Annotated in this window: 15 protein-coding genes; 7 read left to right on the top strand and 8 right to left on the bottom strand. The window is 67.0% G+C overall.

All coding sequences use genetic code 11. The annotated features are described in order from the left end of the window. Positions 1–102 precede the first annotated feature (102 nt). Positions 103–1,158: a porin gene (locus tag HFGMBDPB_RS20295; RefSeq protein WP_212646112.1), complete on the top strand. Its 1,056-nt coding sequence runs from the start codon at positions 103–105 to the stop codon at positions 1,156–1,158. A 39-nt stretch (positions 1,159–1,197) separates the two neighbouring features. Here HFGMBDPB_RS20295 and HFGMBDPB_RS20290 read toward each other — a convergent pair whose 3' ends face one another. From HFGMBDPB_RS20290 to HFGMBDPB_RS20275, 4 genes are all read right to left on the bottom strand, one after another. Continuing rightward, positions 1,198–2,571 carry an efflux transporter outer membrane subunit gene (locus HFGMBDPB_RS20290; protein WP_212646111.1) on the bottom strand — a complete coding sequence of 458 codons (1,374 nt, stop codon included), beginning with the start codon at positions 2,569–2,571 and terminating at the stop codon, positions 1,198–1,200. A 1-nt stretch (position 2,572) separates the two neighbouring features. Next, entirely contained in the window at positions 2,573–4,519 is a 1,947-nt protein-coding gene (locus HFGMBDPB_RS20285) for a MacB family efflux pump subunit (RefSeq protein ID WP_016453833.1), read from the bottom strand. Positions 4,520–4,521: 2 nt separating this feature from the next. Continuing rightward, a complete protein-coding gene (locus HFGMBDPB_RS20280) occupies positions 4,522–5,706 on the bottom strand; it encodes an efflux RND transporter periplasmic adaptor subunit (RefSeq protein WP_017405711.1) in 1,185 nt (394 codons plus the stop codon). 290 nt (positions 5,707–5,996) lie between these two features. Continuing rightward, positions 5,997–7,208: an ABC transporter substrate-binding protein gene (locus HFGMBDPB_RS20275; protein WP_016449656.1), complete on the bottom strand. Its 1,212-nt coding sequence runs from the start codon at positions 7,206–7,208 to the stop codon at positions 5,997–5,999. Between the two features lie 321 nt (positions 7,209–7,529). Between HFGMBDPB_RS20275 and HFGMBDPB_RS20270 the strand changes: the two genes are divergently transcribed. The 3 genes from HFGMBDPB_RS20270 to HFGMBDPB_RS29795 are packed head-to-tail and all read left to right on the top strand — an operon-like array spanning position 7,530 to position 8,733. Further along, the gene (locus HFGMBDPB_RS20270) at positions 7,530–8,216 is read left to right on the top strand and encodes a helix-turn-helix transcriptional regulator (protein WP_097203017.1); all 687 of its coding nucleotides are present in this window, start codon (positions 7,530–7,532) and stop codon (positions 8,214–8,216) included. Then, positions 8,197–8,397 carry a hypothetical protein gene (locus HFGMBDPB_RS29800; RefSeq protein ID WP_249343581.1) on the top strand — a complete coding sequence of 67 codons (201 nt, stop codon included), beginning with the start codon at positions 8,197–8,199 and terminating at the stop codon, positions 8,395–8,397. The genes HFGMBDPB_RS20270 and HFGMBDPB_RS29800 overlap by 20 nt, the downstream gene beginning before the upstream one ends. Positions 8,398–8,439: 42 nt before the next feature. Beyond that, entirely contained in the window at positions 8,440–8,733 is a 294-nt protein-coding gene (locus HFGMBDPB_RS29795; RefSeq protein WP_249343579.1) for a hypothetical protein, read from the top strand. Between the two features lie 43 nt (positions 8,734–8,776). Here the strand turns inward: HFGMBDPB_RS29795 and mog are convergent, their stop codons facing one another. Together mog and yjgA are read right to left on the bottom strand one after the other, a co-directional pair. Beyond that, a complete protein-coding gene (gene mog, locus HFGMBDPB_RS20260) occupies positions 8,777–9,382 on the bottom strand; it encodes a molybdopterin adenylyltransferase (RefSeq protein WP_047325804.1) in 606 nt (201 codons plus the stop codon). Further along, on the bottom strand, positions 9,375–10,052 hold the full coding sequence (gene yjgA, locus HFGMBDPB_RS20255) for a ribosome biogenesis factor YjgA (RefSeq protein WP_016449652.1): 678 nt from the start codon (positions 10,050–10,052) through the stop codon (positions 9,375–9,377). Before yjgA ends, mog begins: the two co-directional genes overlap by 8 nt. Positions 10,053–10,118: 66 nt before the next feature. Here yjgA and pmbA point away from each other — a divergent pair, with 66 nt between their 5' ends. After that, positions 10,119–11,528 (top strand): metalloprotease PmbA, encoded by a 1,410-nt coding sequence (gene pmbA, locus HFGMBDPB_RS20250; RefSeq protein ID WP_016453829.1) that lies wholly within the window; start codon positions 10,119–10,121, stop codon positions 11,526–11,528. Positions 11,529–11,582: 54 nt separating this feature from the next. On the opposite strand, the gene HFGMBDPB_RS20245 is transcribed toward pmbA, so the two are convergent. Continuing rightward, positions 11,583–12,422 carry a fumarylacetoacetate hydrolase family protein gene (locus tag HFGMBDPB_RS20245; RefSeq protein ID WP_016449650.1) on the bottom strand — a complete coding sequence of 280 codons (840 nt, stop codon included), beginning with the start codon at positions 12,420–12,422 and terminating at the stop codon, positions 11,583–11,585. 358 nt (positions 12,423–12,780) lie between these two features. Between HFGMBDPB_RS20245 and HFGMBDPB_RS20240 the strand changes: the two genes are divergently transcribed. Beyond that, the gene (locus tag HFGMBDPB_RS20240) at positions 12,781–14,508 is read left to right on the top strand and encodes a methyl-accepting chemotaxis protein (RefSeq protein ID WP_212646110.1); all 1,728 of its coding nucleotides are present in this window, start codon (positions 12,781–12,783) and stop codon (positions 14,506–14,508) included. 55 nt (positions 14,509–14,563) lie between these two features. On the opposite strand, the gene HFGMBDPB_RS20235 is transcribed toward HFGMBDPB_RS20240, so the two are convergent. Then, positions 14,564–17,917, bottom strand: a complete 3,354-nt coding sequence (locus tag HFGMBDPB_RS20235; protein ID WP_212646109.1) for a mechanosensitive ion channel domain-containing protein — start codon at positions 17,915–17,917, stop codon at positions 14,564–14,566. A gap of 372 nt (positions 17,918–18,289) precedes the next feature. On the opposite strand from HFGMBDPB_RS20235, the gene HFGMBDPB_RS20230 reads away from it, so the two are divergent. After that, positions 18,290–20,212 (top strand): PrkA family serine protein kinase, encoded by a 1,923-nt coding sequence (locus HFGMBDPB_RS20230; RefSeq protein WP_016449756.1) that lies wholly within the window; start codon positions 18,290–18,292, stop codon positions 20,210–20,212. Positions 20,213–20,228: the final 16 nt, after the last annotated feature.

Genomic DNA, 20,228 nt, shown 5'->3' with positions numbered 1-20,228 from the left:
CAAGAAAAGGGGCTGGCGACTGGTTTCAAGCTGCTCCCCATGGCAGCCGTGCTGCGGCCATGGGGATTTTCGCCAATCGGCAATGTCAAGGAGGAGAGGGAGATGAATAAACGCATGATCCGCAGCGCTGGCCTGGCCGCGCTGGTGCTGGGCACGGCCCTGGCGGCCCAGGCCCAGAGTTCGGTCACGCTCTATGGGCGTGTGGTCGCGGGGGTGGACTACCAGAACAATGTGTACGACCCGGCCACGGGGGGCTCCGGCAGCCTGTGGCGGGCCGTGGGCAACCAGTGGGGCACGAGCATGCTGGGTTTCAAGGGGGAGGAGGACCTGGGCGGCGGGCTGCATGTGCTGTTCACGCTGGAGTCGGGCTTCAGCATCGACGATGCCAGGTTCAACGGCGCAGGTTTCTTCAACCGCCGCACCTTCGTGGGCCTGCGCAGCGGCTGGGGCACGCTGAAGCTGGGCAAGGACCTGTCGATCTCGGATGCGCACTGGGCGCTGGACCCCACGGGCCAGCAGTTCATCGGCTCGGCCACGCTGGTGCGGGGGCGCAACTGGGGCGGGCATGACAACATGGTCTCGTACGAAACGCCCAGCTGGGGCGGCCTGCGCGTGCTGGCGCTGACCGGCCTGGGCGAGCAGCCGCAGGGCGCATCGCGGCTGCGCAAGGATGCGCTGTCGGTGTCCTATACCGCGCCCACGTTCGAGTTGCGCGCCATCTACGACGTGGCCCGCGATGCCAATGGCCGTTTCAGCGATCTCTACACCACCTCCCGCAACCTGACGCTGGGCGGCACGGTGACGCTGTCCGCGCTCAAGCTGTTCGCGGGCTATGAGCAGCTGTCCGCGCCCGACAGCGCGGCCGGCGTGCCCAACAAGGCGCGGCAGTACTGGATGGGCGCGCGCTACAAGGTCTCAGGCCCGCTGACGCTGATCGGGGCGGGCTACCGCACCACGGTCAACAACGGCGGCGGCAGCGCCAACCTGTTCATGGCGGGCGCCGACTACGCGCTGTCCAGGCGCACGCTGCTGTACGCCAGCGTGGGCAATGTGCGCAATGGCGGCAATGCGAACTTCTCGGTGGAGACCACCAACAACAACCCGGCGCCGGGCGGCAGCCAGACCGGCCTGTACCTGGGCATGGCGCATTCGTTCTGACCGGGGCGGGGCACTTTGGCGGAGGTTGCCGGCCCTTGCTCAAGGGGCTTGCCATCCGCCGCCCAGCACCTTTGTGATCGTCACCTGGTTTTGCAGTTGCGCCAGGTGCAGGGCCGACAGGGCCAGCTGTGCGTTGCGGCTGCGCTCCTGCGCATCCAGCCAGGTGCGCAGGGGTACCTGGCCTGCGCGGTAGCGTGCCTCGTACAGGCGGGTGATTTCTGCCGATTCCTGCATGACGCGCTGCTGTGCCTGCTCCTGGCTGGCCAGCTCGGTGCGGGCGGACAGGGCTTTTTCCGTTTCCGCCAGCGCGGCGTACAGCGACTTGCGGAAGTTGACCACGGCCTCTTCATGCTGGTTGCGCGCAATGGCGGTGTTCAGCCGCATCTCGCCCACGTTCAGAAAGGGCAGGGTCATGCTGGCGCCCAGGGCCGCCACGGGGTTGGCCAGCAGGTCGAGCAGCGAGTTGCTGGAGCCCCCCAGGCTGCCGGTCAGCGACAGCGTGGGGTAGTAGCGCGCGGTGGCCGCATCGCTGCTGGCCAGGGAGGCGCGCAGCCGCAGTTCGGCGGCGCGCAGGTCGGGGCGGCGGCCCAGCAGTTCGGCGGGCAGTCCTGCGGCAATGGCAGGCAGCGCGCCCGTAGGCAGGGCCTGCGGCTCGCCACCGGGTGCCTCGGCGCCCAGGAGCAGCTCGTTGAGCGCCTGCCGCAGTTCGGCGCGGGCCTGCGTGTACTGGCTGAGCAGCGCCTGCTGCTCGGCCAGCGCCTGCCGGGCCTCGCGCCGTTCCAGGCTGGATACGGCGCCGCTGCGGTACAGCGCCTCCACCAGCTCGCCGGTGCGGCGTGTGTACTCCAGGCTTTGCCGCGCAAATTCCAGGCGCTCGTTGGCCAGGGCCAGTTGCCAGTACAGGCTGGCGGTGGTGGCCGCCAGGGACAGGGCCACGGCCTGCCTGTCCTGCTCGCTGGCCTGGGCCTCGAAGACGGCCGCATCGCGCTGGGCACCCAGGCGGTCGAACAGGTCCAGCTCCCAGCCCACGCTCAGCGTGGCGCTGGACGTCTCCAGCGTGCTGCGCGGGCTGCCGGACAGCGGCCGGCTGGCCCCGGTGCTGAGCGTGCCGCCGGGTTGCGGCAGCAGGGCGCGGCCCGCCAGCTGCGCCTGCAGCGCGGCGCGGCGCACACGGATGCCTGCCGTTGCCAGGTCGGGGTTGCGCGCAAGGGCCATGTCGATCCATGCATCCAGGCGCGGATCGCCGAAGGCGCGCCACCATGCCTCGGGCGCAGGCGCTGCCGCCGAGGGCTGCGCATGCTCGAACTGTGCGGGCAGCGCCACCTGCGGCGCCTCGTAGGTTGTGCGCGTGATGGCGCCGCAGCCGGCCAGGGCCACTGCGCATGCCAGCACGCCGGTCTTCAGCATATGCATGTCAATCTCTCGATAGAGCCTGTACGGGGTCGAGGCGCGCAGCACTGCGCGCCGGCAGGAAGCCGAAGCCGATCCCGATGAGGGAGGAGCAGGCCACGGCTAGCACGATGGAGGCGGCCGAGAACGACAGCTGGAAGCTGGAGCCCGACAGGCTCACTGCCAGGCCCAGGCTCAGCGCCAGAGAGACACCCAGGATGCCGCCCACGATGCAGACCAGCACGGCCTCGATCAGGAACTGCTGAAGGATGTCCGACTGGCGCGCGCCGATGGCCATGCGCACGCCGATCTCGCGCGTGCGCTCGGTCACCGACACCAGCATGATGTTCATCACGCCGATGCCGCCCACCAGCAGCGCGATCATGGCGATGGCCGAGACCAGCAGCGTCAGCGTGGTGCTGGTGCGCGTGATGGCCTGGCGGATCTGGTCGGAGTTCCAGATGAAGAAGTCCTTGGTGCCATGGCGCTCGGTCAGCAGGCTGGTGGCGGCCTTTTGCGCGATCTCGGCCGGCACCGCGTCCTTGATGCGCAGCGTGATGCTGTCCAGGTGGTACTTGCCGACCAGGCGCGTGGCGGCTGCGGTGTAGGGCACGAAGAAGGTGGGCGTGGAGCCGCCGAAGCTGTTTTGCGCAGGCCGGAGCACGCCGACGATTTCCACGGGCATCTGGCCCAGGAGCACGACCTCGCCCAGCGGACTGGGGTTGGTGGGGAACAGGGCGGTGGCGGTCTTCTGGTCGATCACCGCCACCTGGGCGTGCAGGTCCACGTCGCGCTGGTCGAAGAAGCGGCCCGATGCCAGGCGCAGGCCGCGCACGCGAAAGTGCTCGAAGCCCACGCCCGTCACCTGGGCCGTGGCCGCGTTCTCGCGGTACAGCGCCGTGACGCCGACCGACACATTGGGCGTGGCGCTGTCCACGTAGGGCTGCTCGGCCAGGGCCTGGGCGTCGGCGGCGACCAGGGTCTCGATGGCGGCGGCGCGCGTGTCGCCGAAGTCCTTGCCGGGGAAGATGTCCAGCGTGTTCGTGCCCAGCTCGCTGATCTGGTTCATCACCTGCTGCTGCGCACCGCGCCCCAGCGCCACCACCGAGACCACGGCCGAGATGCCGATGATGATGCCCAGCATGGTCAGGAAGGTGCGCAGGCGGTGGGCGTTCATGGCGCGCAGGGCCATGCGCAGGGCCTCGCCAAAGCGGTCCGACAGTCCGCGCCAGGAGGCCCGGCGCGCGCCGGATGCCGGCTCCACGGGCGGCCTGGCTTCGTGCGGGGTGCTGCGCCGGTCGGCAATGATGGCGCCGTCGCTGATCTCGATCACGCGCGTGGCGTGGGCGGCGACGGCCATGTCGTGCGTGACCAGGATGATGGTGTGGCCGTCGGCATGCAGCTCCTGCAGGATGCGCATGACCTGCTCGCCGCTGGCCTTGTCCAGCGCGCCCGTGGGCTCGTCGGCCAGGATGACGGCGCCGCCGTTCATCAGCGCACGCGCAATGGACACGCGCTGCTGCTGCCCGCCCGACAGCTGGCCCGGCCGGTGCTGCATGCGGTCGGCCAGGCCCAGGCGTTCGAGCAGGGCGGCCGAGCGCGCATGGCGGTCCGTGGGCGCCGTGCCGGCGTAGACCGATGGCAGCTCCACATTGCCCTGGGCCGTGAGGTCGGGCAGCAGGTGGTAGCGCTGGAAGATGAAGCCGAAGTGCTCGCGCCGCAGCGCGGCCAGCGCGTCGGGCCCCAGCTCGCTGGTCTCGCGGCCCGCGATGCGGTAGCTGCCCGAGGTCGGATGGTCCAGGCAGCCGAGGATGTTCATCAGCGTGGACTTGCCCGAGCCCGAGGCACCGACGATGGCCACCATCTCGCCGGCCTCGATGGTCAGGTCTATGTCCTTGAGTACCGCCACCGTGGTGTCGCCCGCAGGAAACTCCCGGCGCAGGCCCTGCATCTGCAGCAATGCATGGTCCATGCTTACATTCCCATCGGGTCGCTGCCGGCCGGCTTGCCGCCAGGGCTGGCCTCGCCGATCACCACCTGCTCGCCGGGCTCCAGCCCCGACAGCACCTGGGCCTGGGCGTTGGTGCGCAGGCCCACGCGCACCTTGCGCTCGGTGACCTGGCCCTGGGCATCGCGCACGCGCACGCTGTAGTTGTCGTCGGCATCGCGGCTGCCCAGCGCGGCGGCCGGCATGAGTACGGCCTTGTCGGCCTGGGCCACGCGCACGGTGACCTGGGCGGTCATGGAGGGGCGCAGCTTGCCTTCCGGGTTGGGCACGTCGAATTGGGCGTTGTAGTAGATGGCCTTGGCGGCCTGGGCGCCGGTGGCGGTCGCTGCGCCAGCGGTGGCGTCCGTGGCGATGGAGGCGGGCGCAGGCTCTATGCGCTCGATCGTGGCGGTGTGGCGCTGGCGGCCACTGCCCAGCGTGGTGAACCAGACCGTCTGGCCCAGCTGGATCTTGTCCACGTCGGCCTCGGCAATCTCGGCGCGAACGGTCATCACGTCGAGCTTGGCCAGCATGACGATGGTGGGCGTGGTCTGGAAGGAGTTCAGGGTCTGGCCCTGCTTGGTGACCACCGCCACGATCACGCCGTCCATGGGCGCGACGATGCGGGTGTAGCCCAGGTTGATGCGCTCGGTCTCCACCTGGGTGCGTGCCTGCTCGATCTGTGCCTGCAGGGCGCCGACATCGGCCAGCGCGGTGTCCAGCGCAGCCTTGGCGGCTTCATGGTCGGCGCGCGAGGTGGCGTCGGCCTGCAGCAGCTCCTGCTGGCGCTGGAAGGTCAGCCGGGCCTGCACCAGCGCCGCGCGCCGCGCGGCCAGCTGGGCCTGCAAGGCGGTGACGGATGCCTCGGCATTGCGCAGCTTGATGCGCTGCGGCTGGGCATCGACTTCGGCGATCAGGTCGCCGGCCTTGACCTTCTGGCCCAGCTCCACGTGCAGGCGCCGGACCTGGCCCGAGACCTGGGCGCCCACGGCCACCAGTTCCTTGGGGTGCAGCCGGCCCACGGCCAGCACGGTCTGCTCCAGGTCGCCGACGGTGACGGGTGCGGTTGCGAATTGGGTGGAGGGCTTGGCACTGGCCTTCCACCACACCAGGCCTGCGACCATGCATGCGCCTGCGACGGCGACCATTGCCCATTTGCGATTGAACTTCATTCTTCCCCTGCCGCGCGGTCGGCCGCAGGGGAGACAGTCCCTGCCCGGCGCCGCGCCAGATGCTCGAACTTACCAGTCTGGCGCGGTTCGATGTCCCGGCATTGACCAAGGCATGGAGATTCAGTGGAGAGCAGGCCTGGGATACGCCTGAAACCTCGCAACTCTGTCTTATGGCGGGGACATGTTGACCCCCCAGCCGCAAATCAGGGACACCGAGGAAGGGCCGCCCCGCCCCGAGGGTGTCGTCCCCCTCTGGGGGAAGCGGCGAAGCCGCTCAGGGGGAGCGATGTTTACCGCCAATATTGGCACTTGCTCTCGGCCTTGGTGGTCCAGACCTGCTCGGCCGGCAGCTTCTTGACCAGCTTGTAGTAGTCCCAGGTGCCCTTGGATTCGGCCGGGGATTTCACTTCCATCAGGTACATGTCGTGCACGTAGCGGCCGTCCTCGCGCAGGTAGCCGCTGCCGAAGAAGTCGTCCATCTTCATGCCGCGCCAGGTGGCCATGACCTTGTCGGCATCCAGCGTGCCGGCCTTTTCCACGGCCTTGAGCCAGTTCATGGTGGCCGAGTAGTCGGCCGCATGGATTTCGCTGGGGCGGCGCTGGGTCTTGGCCATGAAGGCGTCGGCGAACTTGCGCGAGGCATCGTTCATGTCCCAGTACCAGCTGGTGGTGAACTGCATGCCCTGCGTGTTCTTCAGGCCCAGGCTGTGCACGTCGGTGAAGAACACCAGCAGGCCGGCCAGCTTCATGTCCTTGGTCACGCCGAATTCGCGCGCTGCCTTGATGGAGTTGATGGTGTCGCCACCGGCATTGGCCAGGCCCAGGATCTGGGCCTTGGAGTTCTGCGCCTGCAGCATGAAGCTGGAGAAGTCGCTGGCGTTCAGCGGCGTCTTGACCGAGCCCAGCACCTTGCCGCCGCGCGCCTCGATGATCTTGGTGGTATCGGCCTCCAGCGCATGGCCAAAGGCATAGTCGGCGGTCACGAAGTACCAGCTCTTGCCTCCGGCCTCCACCACGGCCGCGCCCGTGCCCTTGGCCAGGGCCACGGTGTCGAAGGCGTAGTGCACGGTGTAGGGGCTGCACTGCTCGTTGGTCAGCGCCGAGCTGCCTGCGCCGTTGTCGATGAAGACCCGCTTTTTCTCCTGCGCCACCTTGGCCATGGACAGGGCCGTGGCCGAGTTCGTGCCGCCAAACACCAGGCTGATGCCCTGCGTGTCTATCCACTCGCGCGCCTTGCTGGCGGCGATATCGGCCTTGTTCTGGTGGTCGGCCGTCAGCAGCTCGATGGGCTTGCCCAGCAGCTTGCCGCCGTAGTCGTCGATGGCCATCTGTATCGCCACGGCGCCGTTCTTGCCCTCGACATCGGCATAGAGACTGGACATGTCGGTGATGAAGCCGATCCGAACCTTGTCCTGCTGCGCCAGGGCCGGCGTTGCCAGTGCGGCGGCGCACAGTGCCAGTGCCAGCGGTGTCATCAGCGATGTCTTGGGGCGTTGCTGCATGAAGTCTCCTTGCTTTGGATGGAAAAAGCCCGCTGCTGTTGCGCAGGGGCCGGGTGATTCCATGCTGGCAGGGACAGGGGCCTGCCGCATTGGGGCAAGCACGGGCTTGGTGGCCCCGGTGCGACAGTACAGCCGCTCATCCTTGCAACGTGGCCGGCCCGTTGATTGATCGCCATGCGCTGCGTATCCCGGCCGTGGCTTGTGCGCGCGTCAGGACCTGCTTTTCCGTTCCTTGACCTGGGAATGCGAAAGCACTGGACTTGAATTAATTTGTCTAGAAAAACAATCAAAAATTCAGGTTTTGCTTAGAATAATGGACAAATGAAAACGCCAGAAAAGTCCACCCTTCTTCAGCGCCAACTGCTTTTGCAGTTCGGTGACCGGCTCAAGCGTCTGCGCAAGGAGCAGGGGCTGGGCACGGTCGAGATGGCCTCGCGCGTAGGCATATCCCGCAGCACGCTCGCTGCAGTCGAGTCCGGCGATCCCGGGCCATCCATGGGCACGTACCTGCGAGTCATGTCGGAACTGGGCATAGGGGGAGAATTGGCATTGCTGGCGGGCGACGCCCTGCAGCCCGCGCCCGCAGGAACTGCCGCAGCCCGTTCGCGCCATGCCAGGCCCGTCGTACAGGTTCTGGTGCGTGCGCAGGATGCGCGCCATGAAGTGCAGGATCTGCAAAGCCTCGCATTGCATGAAGAAGCCGTGCGCCTTGTGCGATCTGACCCGGCATTGCTGCAGCAGGCACAGGACACGTTGGAGAGGTGGTTGAGCCAGGGGGATTCGCATTCCGCCAGCCTGTGGAGGCAGTGGCAGGATGTCTTGCAAAATGGCCGCTGGCGCACCATCCTGGCCCGCACGCGAAGGGCCCAGGAACTGCGCCAGGCCTCGCCCCTGACATCGGTGCTGCCCGAACAGGTGCGCCAGCAGATACTGGCGCAGGTGGGGGATCTCAAGCGGGGCGTTGCATTGGGAGATACAGGGCGGGCCTATGAACCGAGAGGATCTTGAGCACATCATTCGTGCGAGCGGGGATGTGACGAATGAGTATGAATTCGTCATCGTGGGAAGTCAGGCAATCCTGGGCTCCATCCCGTATCCCGAGCCGGTTTTCAAGATGTCCGCAGAGGCGGACATCTATCCGCTCAACGCTCCGGATCTGGCGGACCGGATCGACGGATCCATTGGCTAAGGCTCTCGCTTCCACGAGTCCAATGGCTACTACGCGCAGGGCGTGGGCCCGGACACGGCAGTGCTTGCCTCAGGCTGGCAAAACCGGCTGCACCGTATCCAGAACGGCAATACCAACGATCGCGTCGGCTATTGCCTTGATGTGCTGGATCTCTTTCTCTCCAAGGCCCAGGCGGGGCGCGACAAGGACCGGGTGTTTTGCATGGCACTGATGGAGCATGGCCATGTACAGGTCGATGCGGCACTGAAACTGGCAAGCAGCATGCCGTTGGGTGATGACGGCAAACGGCAATTGCGGGCCCGGATTCAGCGCTGGTTCAAGGGGCTGAAAAAATAAAAAGCAGCCCGCAGGCTGCTTGTCGATTGCCGTGTGCGCGCGATCAGGCCGCAGGTCGCGCGGTGCGCACTGCGCTCTTGGGGCGGAACGCCTTGCACACGCTGTCATCCGTTTCCAGATAAGGCCCGCCGATCAGGTCCACGCAATAGGGCACGGCCGCAAAGATGCCGTTGACCTTTTGCGTGCCATCGGGGTTCTTCAGACCTTCCAGGGTTTCGGCAATGGCCTTGGGCTGGCCCGGCAGGTTGATGATCAGGCTCTTGCCACGGATCACCGCCACCTGGCGCGACAGGATCGCCGTGGGCACAAAGGCCAGGCTGATCTGGCGCATCTGCTCGCCAAAGCCCGGCATTTCCTTGTCGGCCACGGCCAGCGTGGCTTCGGGCGTGACATCGCGCGGGGCGGGGCCGGTGCCGCCCGTGGTCAGCACCAGGCAGCAGCCGGCATCGACCAGCTCGATCAGCGCGGCGCTGATGCCGGCCTGCTCGTCGGGGATCAGGCGCGGCTCGAACGTGATGGGGTTCCTGAGCGCGCGGGTGAGCCAGTCCTGCAGGGCCGGCAGGCCCTTGTCCTCATAGACGCCGCTGCTGGCACGGTCGCTGATCGAGACGATGCCGATGCGCACAGCGTCATGGACGGGCTCACTCATCGTCAGCTTCCTCGCCAGCGCCGTCACCGTCCTCGGCTGTCTCGCGGCCCGTGCCGCCCAACTGCTGGCGCACCAGCTGAAACAGATCGCGGTAGGCGCGGCCCTTGCGCTGGGCCAGGCCGGTGGATTCCTGCACATTGGCCTCATGGGCGCCCGGCATGTCCTTGCGGGCCTGGCGGATCAGGGCGCGCAGCTGCTGGGTGTCTGTGTCGGGGAAATGGTCCAGCCAGATGGACAGGGCCGATTCCTCGGCAATCAGGCGGTCGCGCCATTGCTCGGCGGCGTGCAGGGCCATCTTCTCGGCGGCCGAGCCGTTGTGCTGCTCGTCCAGCGCGGCGCGCACGGCGGCGATCTCGGTCTCGTCCAGCTTGCGCATGAGCTTGCCGACGTACTGCATCTGGCGGCGCTTGCCTTCGAAATTGGTGATGCGCTTGGCCTCGGCCAGGGCATCGGCCAGCTGGTCGGGCAATTGCAGGCGCTTGAACAGGTCGGAGCGCAGCGTCAGCAAATCCTTGCCGAGGTCCTGCAAGGCGTCGGACTCGCGCTTGAGATCCGTCTTGCTGGAGTCGGGGGTGCCTTTGAGTTCGGCCTTGAGCTGCAGGTCGAGTTCGCTGCCTTCGGCAACGAAGTGACCTTTGACGTAGTAGCCTTTTTTGGGTTTGCGTGACATGGGGTAGGGGACAAATACAGTGGCGGCGCGGAGGGCGCTGCAGTGGCGGCTATCATAGCCGCCGCTATGAAAAAACCCCGTCCCCGCGCGGCAAGCACCGCCAAACCGCAGGCTGATTCCGGCTTCAGCTACAGCCAACCGTTTTTTGAAGACCTGGTGGACCGTGCCCTGGTCCATGCCAAGAAGCTCGGCGCCACCGACGCCGGAGCCGAGGCTTCCGAGGGCTGCGGCCTGAGCGTGAGTGTGCGCAAGGGGGCGCTGGAGACCGTGGAGCGCAACCGCGACAAGTCGCTGGGCGTGACCGTCTACCTGGGCAACCGCCGTGGCAACGCCAGCACCTCCGACTTCTCGGATGCCGCCATCCAGCAGACCGTGCAGGCCGCCTACGACATCGCGCGCTTCACCGCCGAGGACCCCATGGCCGGCCTGCCCGATGCGGCCGACATCGCCCCGCCCGGCACCCACCGCGACCTGCAGCTGTTCCACCCCTGGGAGCTGACCAGCGAGGCTGCGGCGCAGCTGGCGCTGCAGTGCGAAGAAGCTGCCCTTGGCACGCACAAGCGCATCACCAACAGCGAAGGCGCTGGCGTCTCGGCGCAGCAAAGCCATTTCTTCAGCGCCCATACCAATGGTTTCCGTGGCGGCTACGCCAGCTCGCGCCACAGCCTGTCGGTGGCGCCCATCGCATCGCTGCCCGGCCGCAATGGCGAGATGCAGCGCGATGCCTGGTACAGCTCCATGCGCAACGCGGCCGACCTGGCCTCGCCCGAAGCCGTGGGCCGCTACGCCGCCCAGCGCGCCCTGAGCCGCCTGGGCAGCCGCAAGATCCCGACCACCGAATGCCCGGTGCTGTTCGAGTCCACGCTGGCCGCCGGCCTGCTGGGCAGCTTCGTGCAGGCCGTCAGTGGCGGCGCGCTGTACCGCCGCAGCACCTTCCTGCTCGACTCGCTGGGCAAGCCCGTCTTCCCCAAGCACATCGACATCACGGAAGACCCCTTCATCCTCGGCGGCAAGGGCAGCTCGCCCTTCGACGAGGAAGGCGTGCGCGTGCAGGCCCGCAAGGTGGTGGATGCCGGCCGCGTCGAGGGCTACTTCCTGTCCAGCTACTCGGCACGCAAGCTGGGCATGAAGACCACCGGCAATGCCGGCGGATCGCACAACCTGGTCATGACCTCGCGCCGCACCAAGGCCGGCGACGACCTGCCCGCCATGCTCAAGAAGCTGGGCACGGGCCTGTTCGTGATCGAACTCATGGGCCAGGGTGTGAACTACGTGACCGGCGACTACTCGCGCGGCGTCAGCGGCTTCTGGGTGGAAAACGGCGAAATCGCCTTCCCCGTGCATGAGATCACCATCGCCGGCAACCTCAAGGACATGCTCAAGGGCATCGAGGCCGTGGGCGCAGATGCCTACAACTACGGCGCCAAGACCGTGGGCTCTATCCTGATCAACCGCATGAAGGTGGCGGGCAGCTGAGCGCTGGTTCATCTCAAAAATAAAGCGGCTTTTTGAAGCCGCTTTTTTGTGGATCTACACCACTCGCTGCCTCTGCACGCCCAGCCCCTCGATCCCCAGCTCCATCACATCGCCAGCCTTCAGATAGCGCGGCGGCTTCATGCCCATCCCGACTCCCGGGGGCGTGCCGGTGATGATGAGGTCGCCGGGCTCCAGCGTCATCACGCGGCTGCAGTGGCTGATGAGTTCGGCGCAGCCAAAGATCATGGTGCGCGTGCTGCCGCTCTGGCGGCGCTCCCCGTTCACATCCAGCCATAGCTGCAGGGCCTGCGGATCGGGCACTTCGTCGCGCGTGACCAGCCAGGGGCCGATGGGGCCGAAGCGGTCGAAACCCTTGCCCTTGCTCCACTGGCCACCGCTGCGGTCAATCTGGTATTCGCGCTCGGACACATCGTTGGCAAGGCAGTAGCCGGCCACATGCTCCAGCGCATCGGCCACGGACACATTGCGCGCGCGCTCGCCGATGACGATGCCCAGTTCCACCTCCCAGTCCATGCGCGTGCTGCCCTCGGGCAGGGGGATGTCGTCGTCGGGGCCGCAGGCGCAGCTGGGCCATTTGGCGAAGAGGATGGGCTCCTTGGGGAGGGGCATGCCGGCTTCCTCGGCATGGTCGCGGTAGTTCAGGCCGATGGCGACGAACTTGGACATGCCGCTCCACGGCATGCCGATGCGCACCGGACCTTGCACCAGGGGCAGCCTGGCAGGGTCGATGGCGGCCAGGGCCCGCAGCGCCTCGCGGCCGAGCAGGCGGGGCGTGTAGTCGTCCAACAGGGCGGACAGGTCGCGGATCTGGCCTTCGGCATCCAGCAGGCCGGGCTTTTCCTGGCCCTCGGGGCCGAATCTCAGCAGTTTCATGAAGTTTCCTCTGGAGTTCCTGGAGTGGGTCGCTCTGCCGGCTGCAGGTGCTGTTGAGCAGCTGCAGGTGCGCAGATGCCGGCGCCCATTGTGAGGAATGTCTCGCGAAGTCTGGGAATGACGGGGCCTTGTCGGTGCGCGGGATATCCATGCGCCCACTGCCTCCGATCACGACGGCTGGCAGCCCGATGCCTGCATGCCGGCAAGGCGCTGTCCTACTGGATGTGCAGGGTTTGGGAAGGCGACACGACTGATTCAAATTGTCAAATTTGTTCCTGAATGTGTTTCCTCCGTGCCAGCAGTCTGGCCGGTTTGCGTAGGTGGTTCGAGGGAGAGCGACGTGGGTTTTCTGAGGCGTATGAAGTTGGGAACCATGCTGGGCATGGGTTTCCTTGCGGTGATCGTGGTCTGCGTGTGCGTGGCCGGCTTCGGCTGGATGAAGCTGCACGATCAGGGGGAGCAGTTGCGTGTTTTGGCCGAGGACCGCATGGGCAATCTGGCCCGGCTGCAATCGCTCAAGGACAACGCCAATGTGTCGGCGCGGGTGGTGCGCAATCTGGCGCTGATCACCGATCCGGCGCAGATGGCCGAGGAGAGCCGCCGGCTGGATGAGGTGGTTGCCAGGAACGGCCTGGTCATGAAGGAGTTGGACCAGCGCCTGCAGACCGAGCAGGCGCGCCGGCTCTTTGCCGACATACGGCAGGCGCGCCAGCCTTTCGTGGAGACCATGCGCCAGGCCGGTGACCTGGGCCTGGCCAACCAGGGCGATGCCGCCAGGGATCTGATCATGGGGCGCCTGCGCTCCTTGCAGACGACCTATTTCGATGCGGTCGAGGCACTGGTCGATTATCAGAAGGCACAGACACAGGCCACGGTGGACGGCTCCCTGCGCAGCGTGGCCGAAGACGGCGTGGCCATGCTGGTGCTGACGCTGCTGGCCGCCGCGCTGGGCTCTCTGGTGGCCTGGATGATCACCAGGACGGTCAAGCAGCAGCTGGGCGGAGAGCCCTCCTATGCCGCCGGGGTGGCGCGCCAGATCGCGCAGGGCGATTTGTCCGTGCGGGTGCAACTGGCGCCCGGAGACACCTCCAGCCTGCTGCACGCCATGGAGGACATGCGTGCCGGCCTGGCGCGTGTGGTCGCCGATGTGCGGCAAAGCAGCGAATCCATTGCGACCGGCGCCAGCCAGATTGCCTCGGGCAATGCGGACCTGAGCCAGCGCACGGAAGAGCAGGCCAGCAATCTGGAGCAGACCGCCGCCTCCATGGAGGAGATGAACGCCACCGTCAAGCTCAATGCCGATACGGTGCGCACGGCCACCCAGCTGGCCGCTTCGTCGAGCCAGGCCGCCACCGGCGGCGGCAAGATCGTGGACCGCGTGGTGGCCACCATGGAGCAGATCACCGCGAGTTCCCGGAAGATCGAGGACATCATCGGCGTGATCGACTCCATTGCCTTCCAGACCAACATCCTGGCGCTCAATGCCGCCGTGGAGGCGGCGCGGGCCGGCGAGCAGGGGCGTGGCTTTGCCGTGGTGGCATCCGAAGTGCGCAGCCTGGCCCAACGCAGCGCGGGGGCAGCCAAGGAGATCAAGGCCCTGATAGGTGAGAGCGTGTCCAAGGTGGACGAGGGCTCGGGCCTGGTGAGCGAGACGGGCTCCGCGATGAAGGACATCGTCCAGCAGGCGCAACGCGTTGCCGACCTGATCGGCGAAATAGGCGCGGCCACGGCCGAGCAGGCCGACGGTGTGGCGCAGGTGGGCGATGCCGTCGTTCAGCTCGACCAGGTCACGCAGCAGAATGCGGCCCTGGTCGAGGAATCGGCGGCGGCTGCCGCAAGCTTGAACGCGCAGGCTGCCAGGCTGGTCGATCTGGTCAGCCTGTTCAAGCTGGATGGGGTGTCCTCGTCCGTGGCCCTGCCCGCGTCCTCACCGACCCAGGCGCCAGCGCCAGCCGCCGCAGGCAGCCAGGGCGGCCAGCGGACGAAGGCGTCCCCAGCGGCACCCAGGGTTGCTAAAGCGCCTGCCAAGGTCACCCCGCTGCGCAATGCGGGCGAGCGTGTGGACGAGAACTGGGAAGTGTTCTGACCGCGAGCGCGGCAATGCCGCGCTGTGCGCGTGGAACCGGGGGGGCTTGTCGGCCTCATGCCGTCGGATGGGGTGGGGTCTGCCCAGATGCCTGCCCCGGTGCATGGGCCGGCATGTTGCGCACATGCAGGTCCAGCTGCGGGAAGGCCACGGCAATGCCAGCGTCCTTGAGCCGGTCGTTGACGCGGCGGTTGAGGTCGTGGCGCACGGGCAGGCGGTCTTCGACCTTGCCCACGTAGGCGCGCAGCTCGAAGCGCTGGCCGTTGCCTTCCAGCGCCATGAACCAGCAGTTGGGCTCGGGCTCGCGCAGCACCTGGGGGTGCTCCCTGGCAATGTCCAGCAGCATGTTGCGCACCTGCTCGGGGTCGTTGCCGTGGGCCACGGGCACGTCGATCACCAGGCGGGTCACGTCGTCGCTCAAGGTCCAGTTCGTCACCTGGCCGGTGATGAAGGTCTTGTTGGGGATGACGATTTCCTTGTTGTCGAAGTCCAGCACCGTGGTGGCCCGCGTGCGGATGCGCGTGACGGTGCCGGTGAGGGTGTCGATGGTGATGACATCGCCCACGCGGAAGGGCCGCTCCACCAGCAGGATCAGGCCCGAGACGAAGTTGGCGAAGATCTCCTGCAGGCCGAAGCCCAGGCCCACGGTGAGCGCCGCCACCATCCACTGCAGCTGGCCCCAGCGCAGGCCCAGCAGCGTGAAGGCGCTGACCGTGCCCGCGATGGTGATGGCGTAGCGCGCCAGCGTGGCCAGGGTGTAGCGCGCGGAGCTGCTGATGCGGTTGGAGGCCGACAGTGTCACTTCCAGCAGGCCCGGCAGGTTGCGTGCAAAGCTGAAGGTCAGCAGCAGGATCATCACGCCCAGCAGCGCGTCCATCAGGCTCACGGGGGCGGCATGCGCGATGCCGTCGGCGCCGGTGTTGGTGGTGTACCAGAGCACCACGCCTTCCGAGCGCAGCAGCGCAGGCAGCACGGGCAGCCAGGCGTAGACCAGGGTCAGCACGACCAGCACCTGCTGCAGCAGGCCCAGCAGCCGGTGCGCCTGGGCGCCCACGGTGACCAGGGCCATCTGGGTGGCTTCGTCGGTGGGGGCCTTGCCGGTGTCCACTCCCGAGCCGCTCTGGGCCAGCCTGGCGGCTTCGCGCAGCCGGTTCAGCGCCAGGCGCCGCTCGCCCAGCAGCAGCCAGCGCCGCAGCAGGTTGACCACGACCTCGACCGCACCCAGGAACACGAAGCTGGCCATCAGGGCCTGGATGACTTCGGTGGCCGTGTAGACATAGCCGAGCACGATGCCCACGGCCAGCGCGCTGAGCATGAGCATCAGCACCACGCTGACGATCTGGCCCCAGTGGATGCCGGGCCGCTTTTGCTGCATGACACGGCGAAAGTACAGCCAGGCCATCCAGGCCAGGCCCAGCGACAGCATGAGGATGGAGATGCGCCCCCAGGTGCTGATGGCGTGGTTGTCATGGCTGTAGAAGGCCAGGCCGCCCAGCAGTTCGGCAGGCACGATCAGCCAGGCGGCGCGGCGCACCATCTGGCGCAGCATCTGCACGCGAGCAGCCGGCCAGCCGAAGTGGGCCAGTGCCAGCCCGCCCGGGCAGAACAGGGCGTTGAGCAAGGTGGCCACGAAGATGAAATCGCTGAGCTGGACCAGGGTGGCGCCCAGCGGCTCCAACGCCGTGCCCACGGTTTCGGGGCCTTGCAGCAGGCTGCCCAGCGCCGCGGCCGCAAAGCTCCAGGGCAGGGTGTAGAGCAGGCTCCAGCCCAGCGCCAGCAGGCTCAGCCCGAAGTGGTCGCGCATGAAGTCGCCCACGCGCACGGCGATGGACTGCAGCTGGCGCAGCGCGTAGCGGCGCAGGCCCAGCAGCAGGGCCACGATCAGGCCGACGGCGCCAAAGGCCCAGGGATCGTTCCAGATGCTGGCGGCCAGCGCCCGCGCGGTTTTCCAGGGGGAGCTGCTGCCTTCGATGTCCTGCTCCAGCGCCTGCCACTCGCTGAGCCAGGTACGGTCCATGGGGCGGTGGCTGGGGAACCACAGCAGCTCCTTGTCCAGCACCTGGCGCAACTCATTGCCGCTGCGCAGGGCCGCGCGCAGTGCGTCGTCGGTCTGCTCCAGCACGGCGATGCGGCGCAGCAACACCGGCTGCAGTTGGTCGGTGAGGGCCACCTGCCGGGCCAGCAAAGCGGTCTGCTGGGCCGATACCGTGGCGTTGGCGGCCGGCTCCGGTGCCGCCACGCCGCCTGCATCCGCAGCGTCGGCCGGGGCTTGCGCCGCCGTGTCCGCGCCGGGGTTCTGGCGCCATTTGCTGGAGTTGAACAGTGTCAGGCGCAGCTCGGCCAGCTGGCGCTGCACGGCCCGGTGCCTGGCCTGCAGGGTGCTGCCGGAGGACAGCTCCACGCGCTGCTGCCACAGCCACTGGCCCACGGCCGCGCTGCCACCGCCCAGCCGCAGGCGTGCCTGGGTGTCGCGCAGCGTGGCGCTCAACTGGTCACGCACATATTCGTCATTGGCCAGGGTCTTGCGCTCCTGCGCCAGTTCATTGGAGTTCTTGAGGATCTGCGCGGCCAGCGCCGCATTGCGCTGGGCCAGGTCGCGTATGGCGGGATCGGCGGCGGAAGCGTGCTGGGCGGCCAGCTCCATCTCCTGCACCTGTTGCTCCAGCTGCTGGCGGCTGCGCTCGGCAATGCGCTGGGTCAGCCAGGCGGCGCGCGGCATGCGCTCCAGCAGCTCGCGGCGCTGGGCCTGCAGCTGGGCGGCCAGCAGGCGCTGGCGGGCTTCGATGGTGGACTGCTCTTCCTGGCGCAGCGCCAGCTCCAGCAGGGCGCGGCGGTGCTCTGCGCTGCGCCTTGCCTGGCGGGCCTGGGTGAGGTCGGGGGCTTCGCCGGGCTCGGCCGTCACGGGCTCGGCGTTTTCCTGGGCGCGCTGCTGCAGTATGGACAGGTCGATCCGTCCCGGGCCGGGCTGCGAGACCAGGTTGGCCTGGTCGGCCGCGGATTTCTCGATGCCGGCCTTGAGGGCGGCAATGGCATCGCGCTCATCGGCCAGCAGGCGTTCCAGCACTTCCTGGCTGGCGTTGGCGGGAACGCGTTCCTTCCAGCGATCGAACAGGCTGCCCAGCTGCTCGTCGCTCAGCGGCGCGGGCAGGGGCGGCACGGGCGTGCGTGCCCTGGCGCGCATGCGGTCCAGTTCCTGGGCCAGCGCATCGGCTTCCTTTGTGGCCGAGGCTGCGGCATCGAGCTGGGTCTGAATGGCGTTGCTTCGTTCCTTGTCGGACGCGGAGCCACCGCCCAGGGTGCCCTGCAAGGCACCCAAAGGGCCTGCTGCCGGTGCGGCCTTGGCCAGGCCCGGTGCCAGCAGGGCGAGCAGCAGGCCGAGCACCAGGCACATGGCCCACAGCAGGTGCATCGGCGTGACGGCAGCCAGTTTGCGCGATGGGCGACCGGCGGCAAGTAGGGGGTTGTCGGCAGGAGACATCGGTTCTGAATTCGGGCCTGTGCCGCTGTGTGAGTGCGGACTATCATTTGTCAAAAGTGGGAGCGTGAGGCGCTGTATTCACGGGCCTTGCTGCAGGCACGGCTGGCTCAAGCCCCTGTCCCGGCACCGCAAAAAGCGGGGTAGTCCAGGAACCTGACATTGTGACCTCGCGCGCAATGCAGACATGTGGGACGTATGAGCTATTCAAAGCGGATGCAAGGTGCTACAACAGTTCCACACGGTAGCGAATGCCTTGCAACTTCGCGGCACTGTTCGCCCTCGGGTGCCGCTGGGAGAGGTCGTATGGATGTCATCAGCAACTCGGCTGCACGTTACGTTCGCCTTCGCGAAGAAGAGATGTCGCTGGACGAATTTCTCGCCCTGTGCCAGCGCGATCCCATGGCCTACGAGGGCGCCGCCCAGCGCATGCTGGCGGCCATAGGCGAACCCGAAATGGTGGACACGCGCAATGATCCGCGCCTGTCGCGGCTGTTTGCCAACAAGGTCATCCGGCGCTATCCGGCCTTCGCCGAGTTCTACGGCATGGAAGACTCCATCGAGCAGGTGGTGAGCTTCTTCCGCCATGCGGCCCAGGGCCTGGAAGAGCGCAAGCAGATCCTGTATCTGCTGGGCCCCGTGGGCGGTGGCAAGAGCTCCATCGCCGAGCGCCTCAAATACCTGATGCAGAAGGTGCCGTTCTACGCGCTCAAGGGCTCGCCCGTGAACGAGTCGCCGCTGGGCCTGTTCGACCCCGTGGAGGACGGGCCGCTGCTGGAGGAGCAGTTCGGCATTCCCCGGCGCTGCCTCAACCATGTGCTGTCGCCCTGGGCCGTCAAGCGCCTGGAGGAGTTGGGGGGTGATATCCGCCAGTTCCGCGTGGTCAAGCGCTATCCGAGCATCTCCAGGCAGGTGGGCATTGCCAAGACCGAGCCGGGCGACGAGAACAACCAGGACATCTCCAGCCTGGTGGGCAAGGTGGACATCCGCAAGCTGGAGAACTTTGCCCAGGACGATACCGATGCCTACAGCTACTCGGGCGGCCTGTGCCTGGCCAACCAGGGCCTGCTGGAGTTCGTGGAAATGTTCAAGGCGCCCATCAAGGTGCTGCACCCGCTGTTGACGGCCACGCAGGAGAGCAACTACAAGGGAACGGAGGGCTTTGGCGCCATTCCCTTCGACGGCATGGTGCTGGCCCACAGCAACGAGAGCGAGTGGAAGGCCTTCCGCAACAACCGCAACAACGAGGCCTTCCTGGACCGCGTCTACATCGTCAAGGTGCCTTACTGCCTGCGCGTGTCGGAGGAGGTGCGCATCTACGAGAAGCTGATCCGCGAGTCGTCCCTGGCCAGCGCCGTGTGCGCGCCCGGCACGCTCAAGATGATGGCCCAGTTCGCCGTGCTCACGCGGCTGAAGGAGCCCGAGAACTCCAGCATCTTCAGCAAGATGCAGGTCTATGACGGCGAGAGCCTCAAGGACACGGACCCGCGCGCCAAGAGCTTCCAGGAGTATCGCGACTATGCGGGCGTTGACGAGGGCATGTCGGGCATCTCCACGCGCTTCGCGTTCAAGATCCTGTCCAAGGTCTTCAACTACGACAGTACCGAGGTGGCGGCCAATCCGGTGCACCTGATGTATGTGCTGGAGCAGCAGATCGAGCGCGAGCAGTTCCCTGCCGAGCTGGAGACCAAGTACACCAGCTACATCAAGGAATACCTGTCGCCGCACTATGCCGAGTTCATCGGCAAGGAAATCCAGACGGCCTATCTGGAGAGCTACAGCGAGTACGGCCAGAACATCTTCGACCGCTACGTCACCTACGCCGACTACTGGATACAGGACAGCGAGTACCGCGACAACGATACCGGCGAGGCCTTCGACCGCAACGCGCTCAACGCCGAGATGGAGAAGGTCGAGAAGCCCGCGGGCATCGCCAATGCCAAGGACTTCCGCAACGAGATCGTCAACTTCGTGCTGCGCGCGCGGGCCAACAACCAGGGCAAGAACCCCAGCTGGACCAGCTACGAGAAGCTGCGCGTGGTGATCGAGAAGAAGATGTTCTCCAATACCGAGGAGCTGCTGCCCGTGATCAGCTTCAACGCCAAGGCCAGTGCCGAGGATGCCCGCAAGCACGAGGACTTTGTCACCCGCATGGAGGCCAAGGGCTATACGTCCAAGCAGGTGCGCCTGCTGTGCGAGTGGTATCTGCGCGTTCGCAAGAGCAACTGACGGGTGGGTGCGCCGC

The sequence above is a fragment of the Delftia sp. PE138 genome (genome assembly GCF_018320755.1).
Classification (GTDB): domain Bacteria; phylum Pseudomonadota; class Gammaproteobacteria; order Burkholderiales; family Burkholderiaceae_C; genus Comamonas; species Comamonas tsuruhatensis.
Note: the sequence above shows the minus strand (reverse complement) of the source record. Positions and strands in the feature narration are given on the sequence as shown.